The following is a 20,639-nucleotide window of genomic DNA, read 5'->3' on the forward strand; positions in this document are numbered from 1 at the left end:
CGTTCGTCATCCAGGCGCTTTGAAACTCTGCCGTCCGGGTGAATTTCAGGCACCTCGCGGACACACAGTGACCACTCTCGATAACCTGACGACACACCTTTCACAGCATCCCCTGCCACGCCACATGTGACGCGAGGACCCACGCTGCCCGCCCACCGTCTCCCGAATCTCCCCAACCCGCTCGACGCCTTCAACGCGGCACCCGCCGACGAGGCACGCGCCCTCCTGCTGCACTGCCTGCGCAGCCTGCGCTGGTCCCACCGCGTCGCGGACCACCGCCCCTACCCCGACCTGGACTCCCTCCTGGCCGCGGCGGACGAGGCGGCGTACGACCTGTCGCCGGCCGACATGGCGGAGGCGCTGGCCGGAGAGTCCCTCCCCGAGCTCCCCGAGGACACGTACTCCGCGGCCCACATGGCCCTGAGCGCGGCACAGGCGGCCTACGAGGCCAGGTTCGGACACGCGTTCGTCATCTACCTGGGTGACACCCACCCGGACGAATCCCTCGACCGCATCCTCGAGGCGATCCGATCACGATTGACAAACGATCCCGAAGAGGAACGGGTCATAGCTGCAGATGAACTCCGGCGCCTTGCGAGAGGGCGACTGGGCACCTACCTCAGGGGCGCGGGGCAGTATCGATCAGCGGCTCCGCCGCGGGGCGCGACCAGCCCCAACGCACCCGCACCCGGCAAATAACAGGACACACCGCCCCGGTAGCCGCCCGCCGCCTAACCCATCCGGTGCCAATTTGATCACACAAGGTAGGCCCCCCGTAAAGCACAGCGCAGCGCATCGCTACGATGCTGGGGGCCGGTGGACCGTACCCGGCCGGGCCCGCCCGACACCGAAGCCGGCGCGGCCCCAATCCCCGCTCCCGGAGGGACTTCCGTGCCGGCTGGAACGCTGTACCGCGGCCGGGAAGGAATGTGGTCCTGGGTGGCTCACCGAGTCACCGGCGTCCTCATTTTCTTCTTCCTGTTCGTTCACGTGCTGGACACCGCTCTCGTGCGTGTCTCCCCCGAGGACTACGACAAGGTCGTAGCCACGTACAAGACGCCGATCGTCGCGCTGCTGGAGTACGGCCTCGTCGCCGCCATCCTCTTCCACGCGCTCAACGGCCTGCGCGTCATCGCCGTCGACTTCTGGTCGAAGGGCCCGCGCTACCAGAAGCAGATGTTCTGGACCGTGATGGGTGTCTGGATCGTGCTGATGGTCGGGGCGATCTACCCGGTCCTCGGTCACGCGTACCGCGTTCTCTTTGGGAGCTGACGCCGATGTCCACCACTGAAACCGCCGCGTCCGGAGTCGGCCCCGTCGAGGGCGCCCCCGTCTACACCGTCGACAACCCGGCCCCGCTGATCGAGGCGCCGCGCAAGCGCACCAAGAAGTCCCCGAAGTCGACCCGGGGCAACTTCGAGCTGGCGGCCTGGCTGTTCATGCGCCTGTCCGGGATCGTGCTGGTCGTCCTGGTCATCGGCCACCTGCTGATCCAGCTCGTGCTGGACGGCGGTGTGTCCAAGGTCGGCTTCGCCTTCGTGGCGGGCCGCTGGGCGTCCCCCTGGTGGCAGGTCTGGGACCTGCTGATGCTGTGGCTCGCGATGCTGCACGGCGCCAACGGCCTGCGCACGGTCATCAACGACTACGCGGAGCGTCCCGCCTCCCGTATGTGGCTGAAGGCCCTGCTGTACACCGCCACGGTGTGGACCATCCTGCTGGGCACGCTGGTGATCTTCACCTTCGACCCGAACATCCGCTAGGCACGGGGCTGCGAGAATCATGCTGCATTTCCCGGGGGACAACCCCCGGACCCCCGGCCGATGCTCGCACCTCCCGGTCTCCGACAAAGCCCCGCAGTGAGGCGAGACCCAGTGAAGATTCACAAGTACGACACAGTGATCGTCGGCGCCGGTGGCGCGGGCATGCGCGCCGCCATCGAGGCGACGAAGCGCAGCCGTACCGCCGTGCTGACCAAGCTCTACCCCACCCGCTCCCACACGGGCGCCGCGCAGGGCGGCATGGCCGCCGCGCTGGCCAACGTGGAGGAGGACAACTGGGAGTGGCACACCTTCGACACGGTCAAGGGCGGTGACTACCTGGTCGACCAGGACGCCGCCGAGATCCTGGCGAAGGAGGCCATCGACGCCGTCCTCGACCTGGAGAAGATGGGCCTGCCGTTCAACCGGACCCCGAACGGCACCATCGACCAGCGCCGCTTCGGCGGTCACTCCCGCAACCACGGTGAGGCCCCGGTCCGCCGGTCCTGCTACGCCGCGGACCGCACCGGCCACATGATCCTCCAGACGCTGTACCAGAACTGCGTCAAGGAGGGCGTGGAGTTCTTCAACGAGTTCTACGTCCTGGACCAGCTGATCACCGAGGTCGACGGCGTCAAGAAGTCGGCCGGTGTCGTCGCCTACGAGCTGGCGACCGGCGAGATCCACGTCTTCCAGGCGAAGGCCGTCATCTACGCCTCCGGCGGCTGCGGCAAGTTCTTCAAGGTGACCTCCAACGCGCACACCCTCACCGGTGACGGCCAGGCCGCCGTCTACCGCCGGGGCCTGCCGCTGGAGGACATGGAGTTCTTCCAGTTCCACCCGACCGGCATCTGGCGCATGGGCATCCTGCTCACCGAGGGCGCCCGCGGTGAGGGCGGCATCCTGCGCAACAAGGACGGCGAGCGCTTCATGGAGAAGTACGCTCCCGTCATGAAGGACCTGGCGTCCCGTGACGTCGTGTCCCGCTCCATCTACACCGAGATCCGCGAGGGCCGCGGCTGCGGTCCCGAGGGCGACCACGTCTACCTGGACCTCACCCACCTGCCGCCGGAGCAGCTGGACGCCAAGCTGCCGGACATCACCGAGTTCGCGCGCACCTACCTCGGTATCGAGCCGTACACGGACCCGATCCCGATCCAGCCGACCGCGCACTACGCCATGGGCGGCATCCCGACGAACGTCGAGGGTGAGGTCCTGGCGGACAACACCACCGTCGTCCCGGGTCTGTACGCGGCCGGCGAGGTCGCCTGTGTCTCCGTGCACGGCGCCAACCGCCTCGGCACCAACTCGCTGCTGGACATCAACGTGTTCGGCCGCCGCGCGGGCATCGCCGCCGCCGAGTACGCCCACAAGGCGGACTTCGTCGAGCTGCCGGAGAACCCGGAGTCGTTCGTCGTCGAGCAGATCGAGCGGCTGCGCAACTCCACCGGCAACGAGCGGGTGGCCACGCTCCGTCGTGAGCTGCAGGAGACCATGGACGCCAACGTCATGGTGTTCCGCACCGAGCAGACGATCAAGACGGCCGTCGAGAAGATCGCCGAGCTCAGGGAGCGCTACAAGAACGTGGCGGTCCAGGACAAGGGCAAGCGGTTCAACACCGACCTGCTGGAGGCCATCGAGCTGGGCAACCTGCTGGACCTGGCCGAGGTCATGGCCGTCTCGGCGCTGGCCCGCAAGGAGTCCCGCGGCGGTCACTACCGCGAGGACTACCCGAACCGCGACGACGTCAACTTCATGCGCCACACCATGGCGTACCGCGAGGTCGGCGCCGACGGCTCGGAAACCGTCCGTCTCGACTACAAGCCGGTCGTCCAGACCCGCTACCAGCCGATGGAGCGTAAGTACTGATGGCTACCCCTGTTCTGGACAAGGAAGAGGCGGCCGGCAAGCCCGAGCCCGGTTTCGCCGACTCCCCCTACATCACGGTCACCTTCCGGGTCCGCCGGTTCAACCCGGAGGTCTCGGCGGAGGCCGCCTGGGAAGACTTCCAGCTGGAGATCGACCCGAAGGAGCGTGTCCTCGACGGCCTCCACAAGATCAAGTGGGACCTCGACGGCACCCTCACCTTCCGCCGCAGTTGCGCGCACGGCATCTGCGGTTCGGACGCGATGCGGATCAACGGCAGGAACCGTCTCGCCTGCAAGACGCTGATCAAGGACATCAACCCCGAGAAGCCGATCACGATCGAGCCCATCAAGGGCCTGACGGTCCTGAAGGACCTGGTCGTGGACATGGAGCCGTTCTTCCAGGCGTACCGGGACGTCATGCCGTTCCTGGTCACCAAGGACACGAACGAGCCGACGCGGGAGCGGCTGCAGTCCGCCGAGGACCGCGAGCGCTTCGACGACACCACCAAGTGCATCCTGTGCGCCGCGTGCACGTCGTCCTGCCCGGTGTTCTGGAACGACGGCCAGTACTTCGGTCCGGCCGCGATCGTGAACGCCCACCGCTTCATCTTCGACAGCCGTGACGAGGCGGGCGAGCAGCGCCTGGAGATCCTCAACGACCGTGACGGCGTGTGGCGTTGCCGCACGACCTTCAACTGCACGGACGCCTGCCCGCGCGGTATCGAGGTCACCAAGGCGATCCAGGAGGTCAAGCGCGCGCTGATCACACGTCGCTACTGATCCGCCCGCCGGTCACGCCGGCGCCGCCGGTCCGGCCCGAGGGCCCTGTCTTCCGATCCTCCGGAAGCAGGGCCCTCGGGCGTTTTTGTCGGGTTTCCGCACCGGGCGGTTCTAATGTGACGACATGTCAGACGAAGAGTCCTACGAGCTGCTCGGTTTCGACAACGTTCTGCTTCCCGTCGGAGACCTCGGCGAGGCCGTCGGGTTCTACGAGCGGGCCGGGTTCAGCGTCGGCTTCCGGTTCGACGAGGGCGGGCTCGCCCTGCTGAAGGTCGGCGCGGAGACGCCCGGGATCCTGCTGTGCGTCGAGGAGCAGCTGGGGCACCGGTCGCCGCCCTGGCCCTCGGCGCGGGTCTGGCTGGAGGTGCCGGACGCGCGGACGGCGGCACGGGAGCTGGCCGCGGCCGGGATCCAGCCGCTGGACGAGGTGGTCCAGGGGGCCACCGGGTGGACGGTGGAGATCGCCGATCCCTGGGGCAACGTCCTCGGCTTCACGGACTACACCAAGCGCCGGGAACTGGGCCGCAGAAGCTGACCGCGATTGAGTTGAACACGTTCAAAAAGAGGTCTACAGTCATCCCTGTCAGCGTTTTGAACGCGTTCAACAAGGGGTGGGGTATGGACCGCACGGTCATCGCCTACGTCATCTACCTGGTCGTCAGCATCGCGCTGACCATCTGGGTGGCCCGCACGCTCAGCCGCAACGGCCGGATCTTCCTCGCCGATGTGCTGCGCGGCAACGAGAAGCTCGCGGACGCCGTCAACCATCTCCTGGTCGTCGGCTTCTACCTGGTCAACCTCGGCTTCGTGGCGCTGTATCTGAGCGGGGACGAGACGATCGAGGATACCCGCGGCATCTTCGAGGCCCTGTCGACCAAGCTGGGCGTGGTGCTGCTGGTGCTCGGCGTGATGCACCTGGGCAACGTGTACGTGCTCAACCGGATCCGCCGGCGCGGGGTCATGGAGCGCGAGCAGCTGCCCCCGGTCGGCCCGCAGGAGTGGACCGCCCCGGCGGCCGGGGCGTGACCGCCGTGACCACCACGGGGGACCGGGGCGCCACGGGGGGCGTCCCGGTCCGCGGGCTGACCGTGCTGTACGACGCCGGGTGCGGACTGTGCACCCACGTACGGGACTGGCTCGCCCGGCAGCCGCAGCTGGTGCCGCTGGACCTGCTGCCGGCCGGCTCGGACCGGGCCCGGGCCCGCTTCCCCGGGCTCGACCACGCCGCCACCCTCGACGAGGTCACCGTTGTCGGCGACTCCGGCCAGGTGTACCGGGGTTCGCGCGCCTGGATCGTCGTCCTGTGGGCCCTGCGCGAGCACCGCCCCCTCGCCCACCGGCTCAGCACCCCCTCCGGCGCCCGGCTCGCCCGCGGCGCGGTGCTGGCGGCGGCGAAGTGGCGGGGTGCGCAGCGGAACAACGGCGCGCCGCGCGGCGAATGGAACTGGGGCGGGACCGCCTACCGGCGGGAGGACGGGTGGACCTACCGTCCCGACACCGGCTGGAGCTACGAGCCGCGCTCCTGCTCCGGCGGAGCCTGCGCCACCGGTTAGGCCCTTACGGCGTACTCGTTAGGCTCTTCACCGTGCCCGCGAAGAACGACGGCCCCGAGAGGGCCGGCTCCCCCAGCAGCAAGTCCGAGCAGACCCGCGCGCTGATCCTGGAGACCGCGATGCGGTTGTTCCAGGAGCGCGGGTACGACAAGACCACCATGCGGGCCATCGCCAAGGAGGCCGGGGTCTCCGTCGGCAACGCCTACTACTACTTCGAGGGCAAGGAACACCTGATCCAGGGCTTCTACGACCGGATCGCCGCCGAGCACCGGGCGGCGGTCCGCGAGGTCCTGGAGCGGGAGACGGACCTGGAGGCGCGGCTCGCGGGCGTGCTGACCGTCTGGCTCGACATCGCCCGCCCGTACCACGAGTTCGCCGTGCAGTTCTTCAAGAACGCCGCCGACCCCGACAGCCCGCTCAGCCCCTTCTCCCCGGAGAGCGAGCACGCCCGGGAGCAGGCCATCGCCGTCCACCGCGAGGTGCTGGCGGGCTCCAAGTCCAAGGTCGCCCCCGAACTGCGGGACGTGCTCCCGGAGTTGATGTGGCTCTCCCAGATGGGCCTGGTCCTGTACTGGGTCTTCGACCGGACCGAAGGGCGCGAGCGCAGCTACCGCCTGGCCCGCCGGGGCGCCCGGCTGACCGCCCGCGGGGTGGCGCTCGCCCGCTTCCGCGTGCTGCGCCCCCTGGTCCTGGAGGTCCATGAGCTGTTCACGGACTTCCTGCCCGGCATGACGAAGGCACTGCCGGATCCCCGTACCAAGAGGGACGAGACCAAGGGGACCAAGGAGACCAAGGGGCGCGGCGAGCAGGCCGGCTGATCAGATCCACTGCAGACGCCACAGGCGGAACACGCCCGTGCCGTCGTCCAGGTACTGGCTGCCGCCCACGGCCTCGGTGCTGACCACGTACTCCTTGCGCTGCCACAGCGGGATCAGTGGGACGTCCTGGGCGACGTCCGCCTGGATGTCCTTGAAGTCGTTCGCGGCCCGGCTGCGGTCGGCGTACCGCTGGCTGTCCTGGATGAGACTGTCGACCAGCTTGTTGCTGTACCCGGTGCTCATCGTGGAGCCGGTGCCGACGAGCGCGGCGCCGAAGGTGTCCGGGTCGGGATAGTCGGGCACCCAGCCGACCGCCCACGCGTCCATCTTCCCGGCGGCCCAGCGCTTCTGGAAGTCGGTCCACTCGTACCCCTGGACGTCCACCTTGAACAGGCCGCCGGCCTCCAGCTGCCGCTTCAGCGCGGCGGCCTCCTGCTCGCCCACGCCCCGGTTCCTGCCGTAGCCGAACGTGAAGCGCACCGGCAGGCTCACCCCGGCCTGGCCGAGCAGCGCCCGAGCCTTCTGCACGCTCTGCGTCGGGTAGTCGTCGAAGAACGAGGTGGTGTGGCCGGTGATGCCGGTCGGGATCAGTGAGTACAGCGGGTCGACCGTGCCCTCGTAGACCGTCGAGGCGAGCTGCTCGCGGTTGACCAGCCAGGCCATCGCGCGGCGCACCCGGGCGTCGTGCAGAGGCGAGGTGGCGCGCGTGTTGAGGTACAGGTTGCGGGTCTCGGCGCTGTCGGACTCGGTGACCCGCTGGTTGGGGTCGCTCGGGTTCAGCTGGGAGAGCACGCTCGGCGGCAGCTCCCGGGTGGCGACGTCGACCTGCCCCGCCTTCCAGGCGCTGTCGAGCTTCGCGGAGTCGGCGTAGTACCGCAGCTCGATCGGGCGGCCGGTGCCGGTGAGATAGCCCTTGTAGTGGCCGTTCGGCTCCAGGACGGCCTTGTCGTCGCTGGTGTACGACGTCAGGGTGTACGGGCCGGTGCCGTCGACGTCGGTGCCCTTGCGCAGGGCGTCGGCCGGGTACTTCTCCTTGTCCACGATCGCCCCGGCGCCCGTGGCGACCTTCAGCGGCCAGGTGGCGTCAGGGGACGACAGATGGAACGTGACGGTCGTCGCGCTGTCGGCGGTCACCGAGCCGAGCGTGGCGAACAGCGACGCCGGGCCGACGTCGGAGTTGATCTTCTTGACCCGGTCGAAGGAGTACTTCACGTCCTCGGCCGTCATCGCGCGTCCGCTCGGGAAGGTGATCCCGGAGCGCAGTGTGCACCGGTACGTCCGCAGACCGCCGCCCTGGAAGGCGCAGCTCTGCGCCGCGTCCGGGACCGGCTCGACGCCGCCCGGCTCGAACGTCAGCAGCGACTGGAAGACATTGCTGAACAAGGCCCAGGAACCGGCGTCGTAGGCGCCGGCCGGGTCGAGGTCCGTGACGGCGTCCGTCGTACCGACCGCGATGGTCTTGTTCTGGTTGTCCTGCGACGGCAGCAGCTGCCAGCCGCCGATTCCCACGATCGCGAGCACGAGCAGTGCCACGAGAACGCGCATGCGAACTGATCGCATGGTGGTGCCCTCCCCAGGCCCTTCAAAGGCCCTACCCCTGGCCAGCACAATTTCGCCACCCCCTAGTGGCGCGGCTCACCTAATCACACGGGTTTCGCCTGGGGGAAGGGCTTTCTGACCAGATGGGGAAAGAACTTACCGAGGCGTTGTTTCCCCCGGGTTTCACAGCGTCTTCACAGGCATGGGAGCGGTTTCGGCCAGGGGGCGGCGCGGCTCGGGCCGCGGCTCGGGCGTGGAGCGGCTCACGCGCGCGTGGCGGCCAGGTGGATTGACCTGGCTCACGCGCGCGTGGCGGCCAGGTGGATGACCGTCACGTCCGACGGCGCCCCCACCCGGGTGGGCGGGCCCCAGGCGCCGGCGCCCCGGCTGACGTACAGCTGCGTGTCGCCGTAGCGGTCGAGGCCGGCGACGGTCGGATTGGCGGCGGCCGCGAGGAGGTTGCCGGGCCAGAGCTGGCCGCCGTGGGTGTGCCCGGACAGCTGCAGGTCGACGCCGTACCGGACGGCCTCGTGGATCTGCACCGGCTGGTGCGCGAGCAGCACGCACGCGCGTGCCGGGTCCCGGTCGCCGAGCGCCCTGCCGAAGTCCGGTCCCCGGCCCTCGCTCTCGCCTGCCAGGTCGTTCACCCCGGCCAGGTCGAAGTACGGCAACTCGGTGCGGGCGTTCTCCAGCGGGTGCAGGCCGAAGGACCGCACCTCGGCCACCCACTGCTCGGCGCCGGAGAGGTACTCGTGGTTGCCGGTGACGAAGTAGGCGCCGTGCCGCGCGCTGAGCTGTGCGAGGGGTGCGGCGGCCGGGCCCAGGTTCTTGACGCTGCCGTCCACCAGGTCGCCGACGACCGCGATCAGGTCCGGCCGGGTGGCGTTGACGGTGTCGACGACCCGCTGCGCAAAGTCGCGGCCGAGGACGGGGCCGAGGTGGATGTCGCTGACGACCGCGATGCGGAAACCGTGGGCCGCGCGCGGGAGTTTGGCCAGGGGGACGGTGACGTTCTTCACGTGCGGGCCGCGGAGTACTCCGTAGGTTCCGTAGCCAACGGTCGCTGTGGCCGCGGTTGTGGCTGCGGCGGCTACGACTCTGGACACGAAGAGGCGGCGCGTGGGATCCGGTGTTGCAGTGGGCGTACCAGGGGGCTCCGCCCCCTGGACCCCCGGCCTATGCCCACCCGCCACCCGACTCGGTTGGCCGAGAGGTGAAGCGACGAGGTTCTCGCTCGGTTCGCTGAGAGGTGAAGCGACGAGGTTCTCGCTCGGTTCGCTGAGAGGCTCTGCCGTCTCCTCCTCGCCGGGTCTGCTGCGGCGGGTCAGGATGCGGCGGAGAAGGGGGCGTACGACCTCGCCCGCCAGTACCGCCAGCAGCAGGTACAGGGCGACGGCCATCCAGAGGAAGCCGGGCCAGGCGAGGGTGCGCTGGAGCCAGAAGGGGGCGGCGGAGTGCTCGGTGAGCAGGGCCCCGAGCGTCAGGGCCGGGCCTGTGACGAAGAGCACCGTGCCGGCGCGGCGGGCCGGGCCGGCGCCGCGCGTGGTGTCGCGGACCAGGCGCCGCCAGACGTACCAGTGCAGGCCCGCCACGACGGCCAGGGCGGCGACGGCGACCAGCGCGAGGACGGCGACCATCCCGGATGGCTATGACGCGCGGCGCAGTGCGCGCAGTCCGCGCAACCCGATGCCCCCGATGACCGTCCCCAATACGAAGGAGACGACCGCCAGCAGCAGGTGCACCCAGAAGTACGCGGTCGGGTGGCCGTGGTCGAAGGCGAGCCCGCTGCTGTCCTTGACCAGGTTCTTGACGAAAGTGACCCAGATGACCCAGGACCACACCCCGAAGGCGAGCAGGAACCAGGAGACCGGACGGCTGAGCTTCATACGACCAGTATCGCCGTTCGCCGTCCGGTTCCGTGTCCGGGGTGAGGCGGGTCATGGGACTTCACAGCCGACAAAAGGTACGTTCTCGACCGTGTCCGCACCGAAGAAGACCGGCCGGCGATCCCTGCTGGTCACCTCAGCCACCCTGCTGGCGCTGTCCGCCACCGCGCCCGCCGCCCTCGCCGCCCCCGTCCCCTCCGCCCACCCGACGGCCACTCCCCCGGACCGGATGTCGACCGTGGGCGGCGTCCGGCTGGGGCAGCCCGGCACGCAGGTCAACCTCGCGCCGGGTGTCCCGGTGCTGCCGAAGGACATCACCGCGCGCTCCTGGATCGTCACCGACGCCGAGTCCGGCGAGGTGCTCGCCGCGCACAACGCGCACTGGCGGCTGCCCCCGGCGAGCACGCTGAAGATGCTGTTCGCCGACACCCTGCTGCCCCGCTTCCCGAAGGACGAGAAGCACAAGGTGGTGCCGGCCGACCTCGCGGGCATGGGCGTCGGCTCCAGCGTGGTCGGGATAAAGGAGGGGCACACCTACTCCGTCCACGACCTGTGGCTCGGGGTCTTCCTGCGTTCGGGCAACGACGCCGTGCACACCCTGGCCTCGATGAACAACGGCGTCGCGCAGACCGTCAAGGACATGCAGGACCACGCCGACGAACTGCAGGCCCTGGACACCCACGTGGTCTCGCCCGACGGCTACGACGAGCCGGGGCAGCTGTCGTCGGCGTACGACCTGACGCTGTTCGCCCGGTCCGGGCTGCAGAAGAAGGACTTCCGCGACTACTGCTCCACCGTCAGTGCCAGGTTCGAGTCCGGTGAGATCCGCAACACCAACCGGCTGCTGAGCGGTGACACCGACGTGCCCGTCTACCAGGGCATCGCGGGCGTGAAGAACGGCAACACCACCAACGCGGGCGCCACCTTCACCGGGGTCGCCGAACGGGGCGGCAGGGTGCTGCTGGTCACGGTGATGCATCCGGAGAAGGCCGAGCACAACGAGGTCTACAAGGAGACGGCCAGGCTGTTCGACTGGGGTTTCCAGGCGGCCGGCAAGGTCAATCCGGTGGGCGAGCTGGTGCCGCCGAAGAGCGCCCTGCCGAGCCCGGGGGCAAGCGCGTCCGCCGGGAACTCCGGGAAGAACGGCGCCGGCGCCAGGCCGGTGGCCGGTGCCACCGCCGGTACCGCCGCCGGCTCCGGCATCGGCACCGCCGCCGCCATCACCGGCGGGGTGCTGGTGCTGCTCGCGGGCGCGGCGTTCCTGGTCAATCGCCGGTGGCCGCTGCCGGACCTGATGCGCCGTCGGCCGCGGTCCTAGGTTCCCGGTCCTCCTTGCTGGGCGTCGCCGTCCAGGAGGCGCAGAACAGTGCCAGTTTGGCGGTGAAGTTGAGCCACAGCAGCAGCGCCACGGGGACGCCGAACGCGCCGTACATGCTCTTCGCGGCGACCCCCTGGATATAGCCACTGAGCAGCAGTTTCAGCAGTTCGAAGCCGACCGCGCCGAGCAGGGCCGCCACCAGCAGGCGGCGGCGCGGCGGCTCGACACCGGGCAGCAGGGTCAGGACGTAGAGCAGGACGAGGAAGTCGGCGAGCGCGGCGACGGCGAACGCGGCGATCCGCAGCAGCGCACTGCCCCAGCCGTGCTCGGCCAGGCCGAGGGTGCGCGAGACGAGTCCGACGGCGGCCGAGGCGAGCGTGGACACGGCGAGCGTGACCAGCACGGCCCCGCCGAGGCCGAGCAGGATGCCGGCGTCCTTGGCCTTGGCCACCACCGGATTCTGCTGCTGGTCCGGCAGCTCCCACACCGCGCGCAGGCAGTCCCGCATCTGGCCGACCCAGCTGATGCCCGTCAACAGCAGCAGGGCGCCCGCGATGACGCCGACGGATCCGGCGTTGTCCACGAGCGAGGTCAGGTCCAGGCGGCTGGACAGGACGCCGGGGAACTGCTCGGCGATCTTGTGCTCGACGGTCTTCTGCCGGGCCGGGCTGAGCGTGGCGGCGCTGACCGCGGCGACCAGGGTCAGCAGCGGAAACAACGCCACGAAGCTGATGAACGTCATCGCGGCGGCCAGTCGCGTCCACTTCACCCGGTCCAGCCGCTCGTAGCAGTGCCACGCGTGCGTCTCCGTCAGCCGGGCCACGAGCGGCCCGATGCCGGGGAGTCTCTTCAGCCAGTCCATGATCCGTTCCTGCCCCCGACCGCGCGCTCGTAAGACATCCCACTAATCACCCATTGTGTGGAGTGGCCGAATGTTCCGTAACTAACCCCCATACAGGGACGATACGGTCACCGGCATGCGACGACCTGACGGCCCGGAACACGGTCTCCCCCACTCCCTGCTCGTCCTCGGCGGCACGTCCGACATCGCGCTGGCCACCGCGCGCCGGCTGATCGCCCGCCGCACCCGCACGGTATGGCTCGCGGGCCGCCCCTCACCGGCCCTGGAACAGGCCGCCGGGAGCCTGCGCGCACTCGGCGCGGACACCCGTACCGTCGCCTTCGACGCCCTCGACCCCGAGTCCCACGAGACCGCCCTCGGCAAGGTGTTCGCGGAGGGCGACATCGACCTGGTGCTGCTCGCCTTCGGCATCCTCGGCGACCAGGCCCACGACGAGCGGGACCCGGCACGCGCCGTCCAGGTCGCCCAGACCAACTACACCGGAGCCGTCTCCGCCGGCCTGGTCGCCGGCCGCGCCCTGCAGACCCAGGGGCACGGCTCCCTGGTGGTGCTCTCCTCCGCCGCCGGCGAGCGGGCCCGCCGCACCGACTTCATCTACGGCTCCAGCAAGGCCGGCCTCGACGCCTTCGCCCAGGGCCTCGGCGACGCCCTCCACGGCACGGGCGCCCACGTCATGGTCGTACGGCCCGGGTACCTCCGGGACGGGGGGCCGTTCTCGACCACTCCGGAGGCGGTGGCGACGGCCATCGAACTGGGGCTGCGCAGACGCTCGGAGGTGGTGTGGGTGCCGGGAGCACTGCGGATGGTCATGTCGGCGTTGCGGCACACGCCTAGGGCGCTGTTCCGACGGCTGCCTGTTTAGCACCGCGAGGAACGCGCCCCAAAGGGGCGCGGGGAACTGCGCGACCAGCCACGACGCAGCCGCAGCCGCCAGACCACAGCTCCCGGCACTACGAGACTGCGCTACTCCGGCCCAACTCACGCACCGCACCGGCCTGCGACGGCACCACAGTCCCCCCGAACGTGTACTCCCGCAGCTTCCGCCACACCCCGTCGGCCCCCTGCTCGTACAGCGCGAAACCCGTGCACGGCCACTGCGCGTCGAAGCCGGCCAACTCCTCGAACGCGCGGTCCATCGCCGCCTCGTCGATGCCGTGCGCGACGGTGACGTGCGGGTGGTACGGGAACTGCAGCTCACGCGCCACCGGCCCGGAGGCGTCCCGGACCCGCTGCTGCAGCAGGGTGCAGTCCTCGGCGCCCTGGACGACGCGGACGTAGACCACCGGGGAGAGCGGACGGAACGTGCCGGTGCCGGACAGCCGCATCGGGAACGGCCGCCCGCCCGCGGCGACCTCCGTGAGGTGCGCCTCGACGGCCGGCAGCTCGCTCTCGTCGACCTCGGTCGGCGGCAGCAGCGTGACATGCGTGGGGATGCCGTGAGCCGCGGCGTCGCCGAAGCCCGCGCGCCGCTCCTGGAGCAGGCGGCCGTGAGGCTCCGGGACCGCGATCGACACGCCGATCGTTACGGTCCCCACGTCGTCTCCTGTCGTCGCGTCTGTTGTGTTCTCAGTCGTCCGGGTATCGACTGTACGGCCACGGTCGTCCTGGGGGCAGGCGCAGCGGAAGTGATGTGCAGCGCTCTGCCCACTAGGACGTGTGTACGGTCGTGCGCCTCGGCGCCGGTCCGTGCGTCCGTGTGCCTCTCAGTGCTTCGCCGGCAGGAAGCCCACCCGGTCGTACGCCTGCGCGAGCGTCTCCGCGGCGACCGCGCGCGCCTTCTCCGCGCCCTTGGCCAGGATCGAGTCGAGCGTCTCGGAGTCGTCCAGGTACTGCTGGGTGCGCTCCCGGAACGGCGTCACGAACTCGACCATGACCTCGGCGAGGTCGGTCTTGAGGGCGCCGTACATCTTGCCCTCGTACTCCCGCTCCAGCTCGGCGACCGACGTGCCGGTGAGGGTGGAGTAGATGGTGAGCAGGTTCGACACGCCCGGCTTGTTCTCCGTGTCGTAGCGGATCACGGTGTCGGTGTCGGTGACGGCGCTCTTGACCTTCTTGGCGGTGGTCTTCGGCTCGTCGAGCAGGTTGATCAGGCCCTTCGGCGTGGACGCCGACTTGCTCATCTTGATCGACGGGTCCTGCAGGTCGTAGATCTTCGCCGTCTCCTTGAGGATGTACGGCGACGGGATCGTGAACGTCTGCCCGAAGCGGCCGTTGAAGCGCTCGGCCAGGTCGCGGGTCAGCTCGATGTGCTGGCGCTGGTCCTCGCCCACCGGCACCTCGTTCGCCTGGTAGAGGAGGATGTCGGCGACCTGGAGGATCGGGTACGTGAACAGGCCGACGCTCGCCCGGTCGGCGCCCTGCTTGGCGGACTTGTCCTTGAACTGGGTCATGCGGCTGGCCTCGCCGAAGCCGGTGAGGCAGTTCATGATCCAGGCGAGCTGGGCGTGCTCGGGGACGTGGCTCTGGACGAACAGCGTGCAGCGGTCGGGGTCCAGACCGGCCGCGAGGAGCTGGGCGGCGGCCAGGCGGGTGTTGGCGCGCAGCTCCTTCGGGTCCTGCGGGACCGTGATCGCGTGCAGGTCGACAACCATGTAGAACGCGTCGTGGGACTCCTGCAGGGCCACCCACTGGCGGACGGCGCCGAGGTAGTTGCCGAGGTGGAACGAGCCGGCGGTGGGCTGGATGCCGGAGAGCACGCGAGGTTCGTCAGCGGAAGCCATGTTGCCCATTCTCTCATCGGCTGGGGGTGTCATTGGCCCGAGAGGTGGGGGGGTGGATCGGGTGCGTCGGGGACTGCGGACCGGTTGTGGCTGGTCGCGCCCCGCGGCGGAGCCGCATATTGATGCGGCCCCGCGCCCCTTCCGGGGCGCTGCCCCTGACCGGGGTTGATCAGCCCAGGTCGACCTCCGGGTACAGCGGGAAGCCTGCCACCAGGTCCGTCGCTCGCTGGGCGATCTCCTGGGAGACCTTCTCGTCGAGGAGGTGGGCCGCCTTGGACGGGGCGCCCGACTTGGTGGTGCCCGGCTCGGTGGTGGTCAGGACGCGGTCGATCAGGCCCGCCACCTCGTCCATCTCCGCCGTACCGAGGCCACGGGTGGTGAGCGCGGGGGTGCCGATGCGGATGCCGGAGGTGTACCAGGCGCCGTTGGGGTCGGCCGGGATGGCGTTGCGGTTGGTGACGATGCCCGAGTCGAGGAGGGCCGCTTCGGCCTGGCGGCCGGTGAGGCCGTAGGAGGTGGCGACGTCGATCAGGTTGAGGTGGTTGTCGGTGCCGCCGGTCACCAGGGTGGCGCCGCGCCGCATGAGGCCCTCGGCCAGCGCCTTCGAGTTGTCGACGATGCGCTGGGCGTAGTCCTGGAAGGCGGGCTGCCGGGCCTCGGCGAGGGCGACGGCCTTGGCGGCCATGACGTGCGGGAGCGGGCCGCCGAGGACCATCGGGCAGCCGCGGTCGACCTGGTCCTTCAGGGAGTCGTCGCACAGGACCATGCCGCCGCGCGGGCCGCGCAGGGACTTGTGGGTGGTGGTCGTCACGATCTGGGCGTGCGGGACCGGGTCGAAGTCGCCGGTCAGGACCTTGCCGGCGACCAAGCCAGCGAAGTGCGCCATGTCGACCATGAGGGTCGCGCCGACCTCGTCGGCGATCTCGCGCATGATCCGGAAGTTCACCAGACGGGGGTACGCCGAGTAGCCGGCGACGATGATCAGCGGCTTGAACTCGCGGGCCTGGGTGCGCAGGGCGTCGTAGTCGATGAGGCCCGTGGCCGGGTCGGTGCCGTAGGAGCGCTGGTCGAACATCTTGCCGGAGATGTTCGGGCGGAAGCCGTGGGTGAGGTGGCCGCCGGCGTCCAGGGACATGCCGAGCATGCGCTGGTTGCCGAAGGCCTGGCGCAGTTCGGCCCAGTCGGCCTCGGTCAGGTCGTTGACCTGGCGGGCGCCGGCCTTCTCCAGGAAGGGGGCCTCGACCCGGTCGGCGAGGACGGCCCAGAAGGCGACGAGGTTGGCGTCGATGCCGGAGTGCGGCTGGACGTAGGCGTGGCGGGCGCCGAAGAGCTCCTTGGCATGCTCGGCGGCCAGGGACTCGACGGTGTCGACGTTGCGGCAGCCGGCGTAGAAGCGGCGGCCGACGGTGCCCTCGGCGTACTTGTCGCTGAACCAGTTGCCCATCGCCAGCAGGGTGGCCGGGGAGGCGTAGTTCTCGGAGGCGATCAGCTTGAGCATCGCGCGCTGGTCGGTGACCTCCTGGCCGATGGCGTCGGCGACGCGCGGTTCGACGGCGCGGATGACGTCGAGGGCCGCGCGGAAGGCGGTGGACTCGGTGGAGAGGTGCTGCTTCGACATGGGGACCTCCGGACGGCGTGCGTACAGCGTTCACGTTCGGCCCAGGCGCACGGCACACATCAGACTCGGGCCGCTCCCCGATGGTCCGTCCCATCCCAGCGCGCCAGTCACGGCCCGCTGATCAGCCTACCGGGCGGAGCGCGCGGCCAGGTTCCTCGGTCCACCATGCGAGCGACGGTAGGAAGGAGATCCCCCCTCGTCCTCGGAGGCCGTCGTGACCACTGCGGAAGACCTGATCGCCGCCGCCGACGCGCACAGCGCGCACACCTACCACCCGCTGCCGGTCGTCGTCGCCACCGCCGAGGGGGCCTGGATGACGGACGTGGCGGGCCGCCGCTACCTGGACTTCCTGGCCGGCTACTCGGCGCTGAACTTCGGGCACCGCCACCCGCGGCTGGTGGCGGCGGCGCGGGCCCAGCTGGAGCGGGTGACGCTGACCTCCCGGGCCTTCCACCACGACCGGTTCGCCGCGTTCTGCACCGAGCTGGCCGAGCTGTGCGGGATGGAGACGGTGCTGCCCATGAACACGGGGGCCGAGGCCGTCGAGAGCGCGGTGAAGACGGCCCGGAAGTGGGGGTACCGGGTGAAGGGGGTGCCCGCGGAGATGGCGAAGATCGTGGTCGCGGGCGGCAACTTCCACGGCCGTACGACGACGGTCATCAGCTTCTCCACCGACCCCGAGGCCCGGGCGGACTTCGGGCCGTACACGCCGGGGTTCGAGATCGTGCCGTACGGCGATCTGACGGCGATGGGCCAGGCGCTGACGGAGAACACCGTGGCGGTGCTGCTGGAGCCGATCCAGGGCGAGAACGGGGTGGTCGTACCGCCGGAGGGCTATCTGGCCGCCGTCCGCGCGCTGACCCGCGAGCGGAACGTGCTCTTCGTCGCCGACGAGGTCCAGTCGGGTCTCGGCCGCACCGGGCGGACCTTCGCGTGCGAGCACGAGGGGGTGGTCCCGGACATGTACGTGCTGGGCAAGGCGCTGGGCGGCGGGATCGTGCCGGTGTCGGCGGTGGTGTCGAGCGCGGAGGTGCTCGGGGTGTTCCGGCCGGGCGAGCACGGCTCGACGTTCGGCGGGAATCCGCTGGCCTGCGCGGTGGCACTGGAGGTGATCGCGATGCTGCGCACGGGCGAGTTCCAGGCGCGGGCGGCCGAGCTGGGCGAGCGGTTGCACCGGGACCTGGGCGCGCTGCTCGGCACGGGCGCGGTGACGGCGGTGCGCGGGCGCGGACTGTGGGCGGGCGTGGACATCGCACCGAAGGCCGGCACGGCGCGGCAGGTCTCCGAGCGGCTGATGGACCGCGGGGTCCTGGTCAAGGACACCCACCGCGCCACCGTACGCATCGCCCCGCCGCTGGTGATCGGCGAGGAGGAACTGGAGTGGGGGCTGGAGCAGCTGCGGACCGTCCTGGGAGCCTAGAGGATCACATGTGGCAGGAAGCGGGCGTACTCGTCGGTGATCAGGCCCGTGGACTCGCGGATGCCGAGGCCGGCGGCCTCGTCCTGGACGACCCAGGCGCCGAGGACGACGTGGTTGCCGTCGAAGGCGGGCAGGGGCGCGAGCTGCTGGTAGCAGCAGGGCTCGTCGCGGAGTACGGCGGGCGCGCCGGGCTCGTGCACGGTGACGCCCTCGCCCTCGCGGCCGAGCAGCGGCTTGGCGACGTAGCCGGGTGCGCAGGCCAGCTCGCGGGGGCCGTCGAGGTAGGCGGGCAGGAGGTTGGGGTGGCCGGGGTACTGCTCCCACAGGACCGCCAGCAGGGCCTTGTTGCTGAGCAGCATCTTCCAGGCGGGTTCGATCCACAGGGTGCTGCCGGTGCCGCCGCCGTTGTCGAGGGTGTCCAGGACGTGCCCGCCGAACGCGTCGGTGGTGAGCCACTCCCAGGGGTAGAGCTTGAAGATGCCGCGGATGAAACGGAGCTGGTTGTCGACGAAGCGGCCGGAGAGGGTGTCCCAGCCGATCTCCTCCATGGACAGCCAGTCGGTGTCGAGGCCGGCCTGCTCGGCGGTCTCCTTCAGGTAGGCGACCGTCATCAGGTCCTCGCCGAGTTCGTCGGCCGAGGAGTGGGCGAAGTGCAGCGGGCTGCCGGGGGGCAGCAGCGCGGCCTGGGTCCGCCAGGCCGCGACGAGGCGTTCGTGCAGGGAGTTCCACTGGTCGGCGCCGGGGAAGCGGTCCTCCATCCAGAACCACTGCGGCGAGGCCGCCTCGACCAGTGAGGTCGGGGTGTCGGCGTTGTACTCGAGCAGCTTCGCGGGGCCACTGCCGTCGTAGAGGAGGTCGAACCTGCCGTAGACGGAGGGGAGTTCGGCGCGGCGCCGCCAGGCCTCGGTGACGGCTTCGGCCACGCGCGGGTCGGTGATGCCGAGGTCGGCGAGCCGGTCCTTCGCCACGATGTGCTCGGCGGCCGCGAGGCACATGCGGTGCAGTTCCTCCACCGTCTCCTCCAGCGCCTCGACCTCCGCCAGGGAGAAGACGTAGTAGGCGCTCTCGTCCCAGTAGGGGCGCAGGGAGCCGTCGGGGTGGCGGGTGAGGGGGTAGACGAGCCCCTGCGCCTCGACGGTCCGCTGCCAGCCGGGGCGGGGCGTGGTGGTACGGCGTTCCATGGCCCGGTACCGGTCAGCCGCCGGAGCTGTGGTGGCCGCCGCCGAAGCCGCCGCGGTGCACCCCGCTGCCGCCGTGGCTGCCGCCCGAACCCGACCTGGGCCTGGTGAAGGAGCCGCCGCTCACCCAGGAGCCCTTCTTCTTGCCGCCGTAGTACCAGCCGCCGTCGACGGACGCCTTGACGGACGTGCAGTTCTTGTCGGAGACGACCTTGTAGCCCTTGGCGTAGGTGTAGCTGTCGCGGTCGACGCAGCGCTTGTCCGGGTCGGACGAGCAGGCGGTGAGGGCGGCGGCCAGCAGGCCCATGCCGCCGAGGATCACCGTGCCCGAGCGCAACCGCCGCCGGGTGTCAGCCATGTTCGTGTCTCCCCCGTGTCCGGATCCGAGTGGCCTGATGCCGGCCGCCAGCCTAGAGAACGGTAAGAGCGCAGGCCACAGGGGGTGGCCGGATCAGCCGTCTCCTAGAGTCCCTTTGTGGTCTTTGGAATGGTGTGCGCCCTTGGCGCGGCGGTCTGCTTCGGCACCGCGACGGTGTTGCAGGCGGTGGCCGCGCGGGCGGCGGGCACGGACGGGGGTGGTGGCGAGGCGGCACTGCTGCTGCGGGCGCTCAGGCAGTGGCGGTACATCGCCGGTCTCGCGCTGGACGGGCTCGGCTTCCTGTTCCAGATCGCGGCACTGCGGTCCCTGCCGATCTACGCGGTCAGCGCGGCCCTGGCGGCGAGTCTGGCGGTGACCGCGGTGGTGGCGGCGCGCCTGCTGCGGGTGCGGCTGAACGGCACCGAGTGGAGCGCGGTGGCCGTGGTCTGCGCCGGGCTCGCCATGCTGGGGCTGGCGTCCGGCCCGGAGGGCGACGTGGGCGGCTCGGACGTGTTGCGGTACGTGATGCTCGCCGTGGCGGCCGGGATGCTGCTGCTCGCGTTCGCGGCCGGGCGGCTGTCCGGACCGGCGCGGCCGCTGGTGCTCGGGCTGGGGGCCGGGTTCGGCTTCGGGGTGGTGGAGGTGTCGGTGCGGCTGATCGACAGTCTGGCGCCGGCGGATCTTCTGACCAACCCGGCGGTCTACGCCCTGCTGATCGGCGGCGGCGCCGCGTTCATGCTGCTGACGTCGGCACTGCAGCGGGGGTCCGTGACGACCGCGACCGCCGGCATGGTGATCGGCGAAACCATCGGCCCGGCCGCGGTGGGCGTGGTGTGGCTGGGGGACCGTACGCGCGAGGGGCTGACCTGGCTGGCGGTGCTGGGGTTCCTGGTGGCCGTGGCGGGCGCGCTGGCGCTGGCACGGTTCGGGGAGGCACCGGTGGCGGTGGCCGAGGAGGGCTGAG

General features: G+C 70.5%; 22 protein-coding genes and 1 riboswitch. Of the genes, 13 read left to right on the forward strand and 9 right to left on the reverse strand.

The genetic code is table 11. The features are described from left to right. The first annotated feature begins 126 nt into the window (after window positions 1-126). From ABB07_RS14810 to ABB07_RS14850, 9 genes are all read left to right on the forward strand, one after another. On the forward strand, window positions 127-699 hold the full coding sequence (locus ABB07_RS14810) for a 2-oxo-4-hydroxy-4-carboxy-5-ureidoimidazoline decarboxylase (protein WP_208899164.1): 573 nt from the start codon (window positions 127-129) through the stop codon (window positions 697-699). Window positions 700-891: 192 nt separating this feature from the next. Then, window positions 892-1,272, forward strand: a complete 381-nt coding sequence (gene sdhC / locus ABB07_RS14815) for a succinate dehydrogenase, cytochrome b556 subunit (protein WP_079048673.1) — start codon at window positions 892-894, stop codon at window positions 1,270-1,272. 5 nt (window positions 1,273-1,277) lie between these two features. Next, on the forward strand, window positions 1,278-1,760 hold the full coding sequence (locus tag ABB07_RS14820; protein ID WP_208899165.1) for a succinate dehydrogenase hydrophobic membrane anchor subunit: 483 nt from the start codon (window positions 1,278-1,280) through the stop codon (window positions 1,758-1,760). Window positions 1,761-1,871: 111 nt separating this feature from the next. Beyond that, window positions 1,872-3,626, forward strand: a complete 1,755-nt coding sequence (sdhA, locus tag ABB07_RS14825; RefSeq protein WP_208899166.1) for a succinate dehydrogenase flavoprotein subunit — start codon at window positions 1,872-1,874, stop codon at window positions 3,624-3,626. Beyond that, complete coding sequence (locus tag ABB07_RS14830) at window positions 3,626-4,405, forward strand: succinate dehydrogenase iron-sulfur subunit (protein ID WP_208899167.1); 780 nt, start codon at window positions 3,626-3,628, stop codon at window positions 4,403-4,405. The genes sdhA and ABB07_RS14830 overlap by 1 nt, the downstream gene beginning before the upstream one ends. Window positions 4,406-4,529: 124 nt before the next feature. After that, window positions 4,530-4,940, forward strand: coding sequence for a VOC family protein (locus ABB07_RS14835; RefSeq protein ID WP_208899168.1), 411 nt, complete (start codon window positions 4,530-4,532; stop codon window positions 4,938-4,940). Between the two features lie 83 nt (window positions 4,941-5,023). Further along, the gene (locus tag ABB07_RS14840; RefSeq protein ID WP_208899169.1) at window positions 5,024-5,431 is read left to right on the forward strand and encodes a hypothetical protein; all 408 of its coding nucleotides are present in this window, start codon (window positions 5,024-5,026) and stop codon (window positions 5,429-5,431) included. Window positions 5,432-5,436: 5 nt separating this feature from the next. Then, window positions 5,437-5,958: a thiol-disulfide oxidoreductase DCC family protein gene (locus ABB07_RS14845; protein ID WP_208899170.1), complete on the forward strand. Its 522-nt coding sequence runs from the start codon at window positions 5,437-5,439 to the stop codon at window positions 5,956-5,958. A gap of 32 nt (window positions 5,959-5,990) precedes the next feature. After that, window positions 5,991-6,776 carry a TetR/AcrR family transcriptional regulator gene (locus ABB07_RS14850; RefSeq protein WP_208899171.1) on the forward strand — a complete coding sequence of 262 codons (786 nt, stop codon included), beginning with the start codon at window positions 5,991-5,993 and terminating at the stop codon, window positions 6,774-6,776. Here ABB07_RS14850 and ABB07_RS14855 read toward each other — a convergent pair whose 3' ends face one another. From ABB07_RS14855 to ABB07_RS14865, 3 genes are all read right to left on the reverse strand, one after another. After that, a complete protein-coding gene (locus tag ABB07_RS14855) occupies window positions 6,777-8,321 on the reverse strand; it encodes an ABC transporter substrate-binding protein (protein WP_244189362.1) in 1,545 nt (514 codons plus the stop codon). A gap of 293 nt (window positions 8,322-8,614) precedes the next feature. Next, the gene (locus ABB07_RS14860) at window positions 8,615-9,952 is read right to left on the reverse strand and encodes a metallophosphoesterase (RefSeq protein WP_208899173.1); all 1,338 of its coding nucleotides are present in this window, start codon (window positions 9,950-9,952) and stop codon (window positions 8,615-8,617) included. 9 nt (window positions 9,953-9,961) lie between these two features. Further along, window positions 9,962-10,201: an SCO4848 family membrane protein gene (locus ABB07_RS14865; RefSeq protein WP_142218596.1), complete on the reverse strand. Its 240-nt coding sequence runs from the start codon at window positions 10,199-10,201 to the stop codon at window positions 9,962-9,964. 91 nt (window positions 10,202-10,292) lie between these two features. Between ABB07_RS14865 and ABB07_RS14870 the strand changes: the two genes are divergently transcribed. Next, window positions 10,293-11,519 carry a D-alanyl-D-alanine carboxypeptidase family protein gene (locus tag ABB07_RS14870; protein WP_341845884.1) on the forward strand — a complete coding sequence of 409 codons (1,227 nt, stop codon included), beginning with the start codon at window positions 10,293-10,295 and terminating at the stop codon, window positions 11,517-11,519. On the opposite strand, the gene ABB07_RS14875 is transcribed toward ABB07_RS14870, so the two are convergent. Further along, window positions 11,467-12,381 carry a YihY/virulence factor BrkB family protein gene (locus tag ABB07_RS14875; protein WP_208899175.1) on the reverse strand — a complete coding sequence of 305 codons (915 nt, stop codon included), beginning with the start codon at window positions 12,379-12,381 and terminating at the stop codon, window positions 11,467-11,469. The two genes, ABB07_RS14870 and ABB07_RS14875, sit on opposite strands and share 53 nt — an antisense overlap. Before the next feature lie 115 nt (window positions 12,382-12,496). On the opposite strand from ABB07_RS14875, the gene dprE2 reads away from it, so the two are divergent. Then, a complete protein-coding gene (gene dprE2 / locus ABB07_RS14880) occupies window positions 12,497-13,243 on the forward strand; it encodes a decaprenylphospho-beta-D-erythro-pentofuranosid-2-ulose 2-reductase (protein WP_208899176.1) in 747 nt (248 codons plus the stop codon). An 88-nt stretch (window positions 13,244-13,331) separates the two neighbouring features. On the opposite strand, the gene ABB07_RS14885 is transcribed toward dprE2, so the two are convergent. The 3 genes from ABB07_RS14885 to ABB07_RS14895 form a co-directional block, all read right to left on the reverse strand. Further along, the gene (locus ABB07_RS14885; protein WP_208899177.1) at window positions 13,332-13,916 is read right to left on the reverse strand and encodes a 2'-5' RNA ligase family protein; all 585 of its coding nucleotides are present in this window, start codon (window positions 13,914-13,916) and stop codon (window positions 13,332-13,334) included. 168 nt (window positions 13,917-14,084) lie between these two features. Next, window positions 14,085-15,110, reverse strand: a complete 1,026-nt coding sequence (trpS, locus tag ABB07_RS14890) for a tryptophan--tRNA ligase (protein WP_425264722.1) — start codon at window positions 15,108-15,110, stop codon at window positions 14,085-14,087. Between the two features lie 160 nt (window positions 15,111-15,270). Then, window positions 15,271-16,719, reverse strand: a complete 1,449-nt coding sequence (locus ABB07_RS14895; RefSeq protein WP_208899179.1) for a glycine hydroxymethyltransferase — start codon at window positions 16,717-16,719, stop codon at window positions 15,271-15,273. 32 nt (window positions 16,720-16,751) lie between these two features. After that, window positions 16,752-16,840: riboswitch (ZMP/ZTP riboswitch) on the reverse strand. Between the two features lie 93 nt (window positions 16,841-16,933). On the opposite strand from ABB07_RS14895, the gene rocD reads away from it, so the two are divergent. Beyond that, complete coding sequence (gene rocD / locus ABB07_RS14900) at window positions 16,934-18,139, forward strand: ornithine--oxo-acid transaminase (protein WP_208899180.1); 1,206 nt, start codon at window positions 16,934-16,936, stop codon at window positions 18,137-18,139. On the opposite strand, the gene ABB07_RS14905 is transcribed toward rocD, so the two are convergent. Together ABB07_RS14905 and ABB07_RS14910 are read right to left on the reverse strand one after the other, a co-directional pair. Then, the gene (locus ABB07_RS14905) at window positions 18,136-19,320 is read right to left on the reverse strand and encodes a glutathionylspermidine synthase family protein (protein WP_208899181.1); all 1,185 of its coding nucleotides are present in this window, start codon (window positions 19,318-19,320) and stop codon (window positions 18,136-18,138) included. The two genes, rocD and ABB07_RS14905, sit on opposite strands and share 4 nt — an antisense overlap. Before the next feature lie 13 nt (window positions 19,321-19,333). Next, window positions 19,334-19,675 (reverse strand): hypothetical protein, encoded by a 342-nt coding sequence (locus tag ABB07_RS14910; protein ID WP_208899182.1) that lies wholly within the window; start codon window positions 19,673-19,675, stop codon window positions 19,334-19,336. 129 nt (window positions 19,676-19,804) lie between these two features. Here ABB07_RS14910 and ABB07_RS14915 point away from each other — a divergent pair, with 129 nt between their 5' ends. After that, window positions 19,805-20,638, forward strand: a complete 834-nt coding sequence (locus ABB07_RS14915) for a DMT family protein (protein WP_208903449.1) — start codon at window positions 19,805-19,807, stop codon at window positions 20,636-20,638. Window position 20,639 lies beyond the last annotated feature (1 nt).

This window comes from Streptomyces incarnatus (assembly GCF_001027185.1).
GTDB classification, from domain to species: Bacteria; Actinomycetota; Actinomycetes; order Streptomycetales; family Streptomycetaceae; genus Streptomyces; species Streptomyces puniciscabiei.

Bases quoted from the DNA above. Each gene is read 5' to 3' on its own strand.
- ABB07_RS14820 (WP_208899165.1), top strand. From the start codon at position 1,278: ATGTCCACCACTGAAACCGCCGCGTCCGGAGTCGGCCCCGTCGAGGGC.
- ABB07_RS14830 (WP_208899167.1), top strand. From the start codon at position 3,626: ATGGCTACCCCTGTTCTGGACAAGGAAGAGGCGGCCGGCAAGCCCGAG.
- ABB07_RS14835 (WP_208899168.1), top strand. From the start codon at position 4,530: ATGTCAGACGAAGAGTCCTACGAGCTGCTCGGTTTCGACAACGTTCTG.
- ABB07_RS14840 (WP_208899169.1), top strand. From the start codon at position 5,024: ATGGACCGCACGGTCATCGCCTACGTCATCTACCTGGTCGTCAGCATC.
- ABB07_RS14855 (WP_244189362.1), bottom strand. From the start codon at position 8,321: ATGCGCGTTCTCGTGGCACTGCTCGTGCTCGCGATCGTGGGAATCGGC.
- ABB07_RS14860 (WP_208899173.1), bottom strand. From the start codon at position 9,952: ATGGTCGCCGTCCTCGCGCTGGTCGCCGTCGCCGCCCTGGCCGTCGTG.
- ABB07_RS14865 (WP_142218596.1), bottom strand. From the start codon at position 10,201: ATGAAGCTCAGCCGTCCGGTCTCCTGGTTCCTGCTCGCCTTCGGGGTG.
- ABB07_RS14875 (WP_208899175.1), bottom strand. From the start codon at position 12,381: ATGGACTGGCTGAAGAGACTCCCCGGCATCGGGCCGCTCGTGGCCCGG.
- dprE2 (WP_208899176.1), top strand. From the start codon at position 12,497: ATGCGACGACCTGACGGCCCGGAACACGGTCTCCCCCACTCCCTGCTC.
- trpS (WP_425264722.1), bottom strand. From the start codon at position 15,110: ATGGGCAACATGGCTTCCGCTGACGAACCTCGCGTGCTCTCCGGCATC.
- ABB07_RS14895 (WP_208899179.1), bottom strand. From the start codon at position 16,719: ATGTCGAAGCAGCACCTCTCCACCGAGTCCACCGCCTTCCGCGCGGCC.
- ABB07_RS14905 (WP_208899181.1), bottom strand. From the start codon at position 19,320: ATGGAACGCCGTACCACCACGCCCCGCCCCGGCTGGCAGCGGACCGTC.
- ABB07_RS14910 (WP_208899182.1), bottom strand. From the start codon at position 19,675: ATGGCTGACACCCGGCGGCGGTTGCGCTCGGGCACGGTGATCCTCGGC.
- ABB07_RS14915 (WP_208903449.1), top strand. From the start codon at position 19,805: ATGGTGTGCGCCCTTGGCGCGGCGGTCTGCTTCGGCACCGCGACGGTG.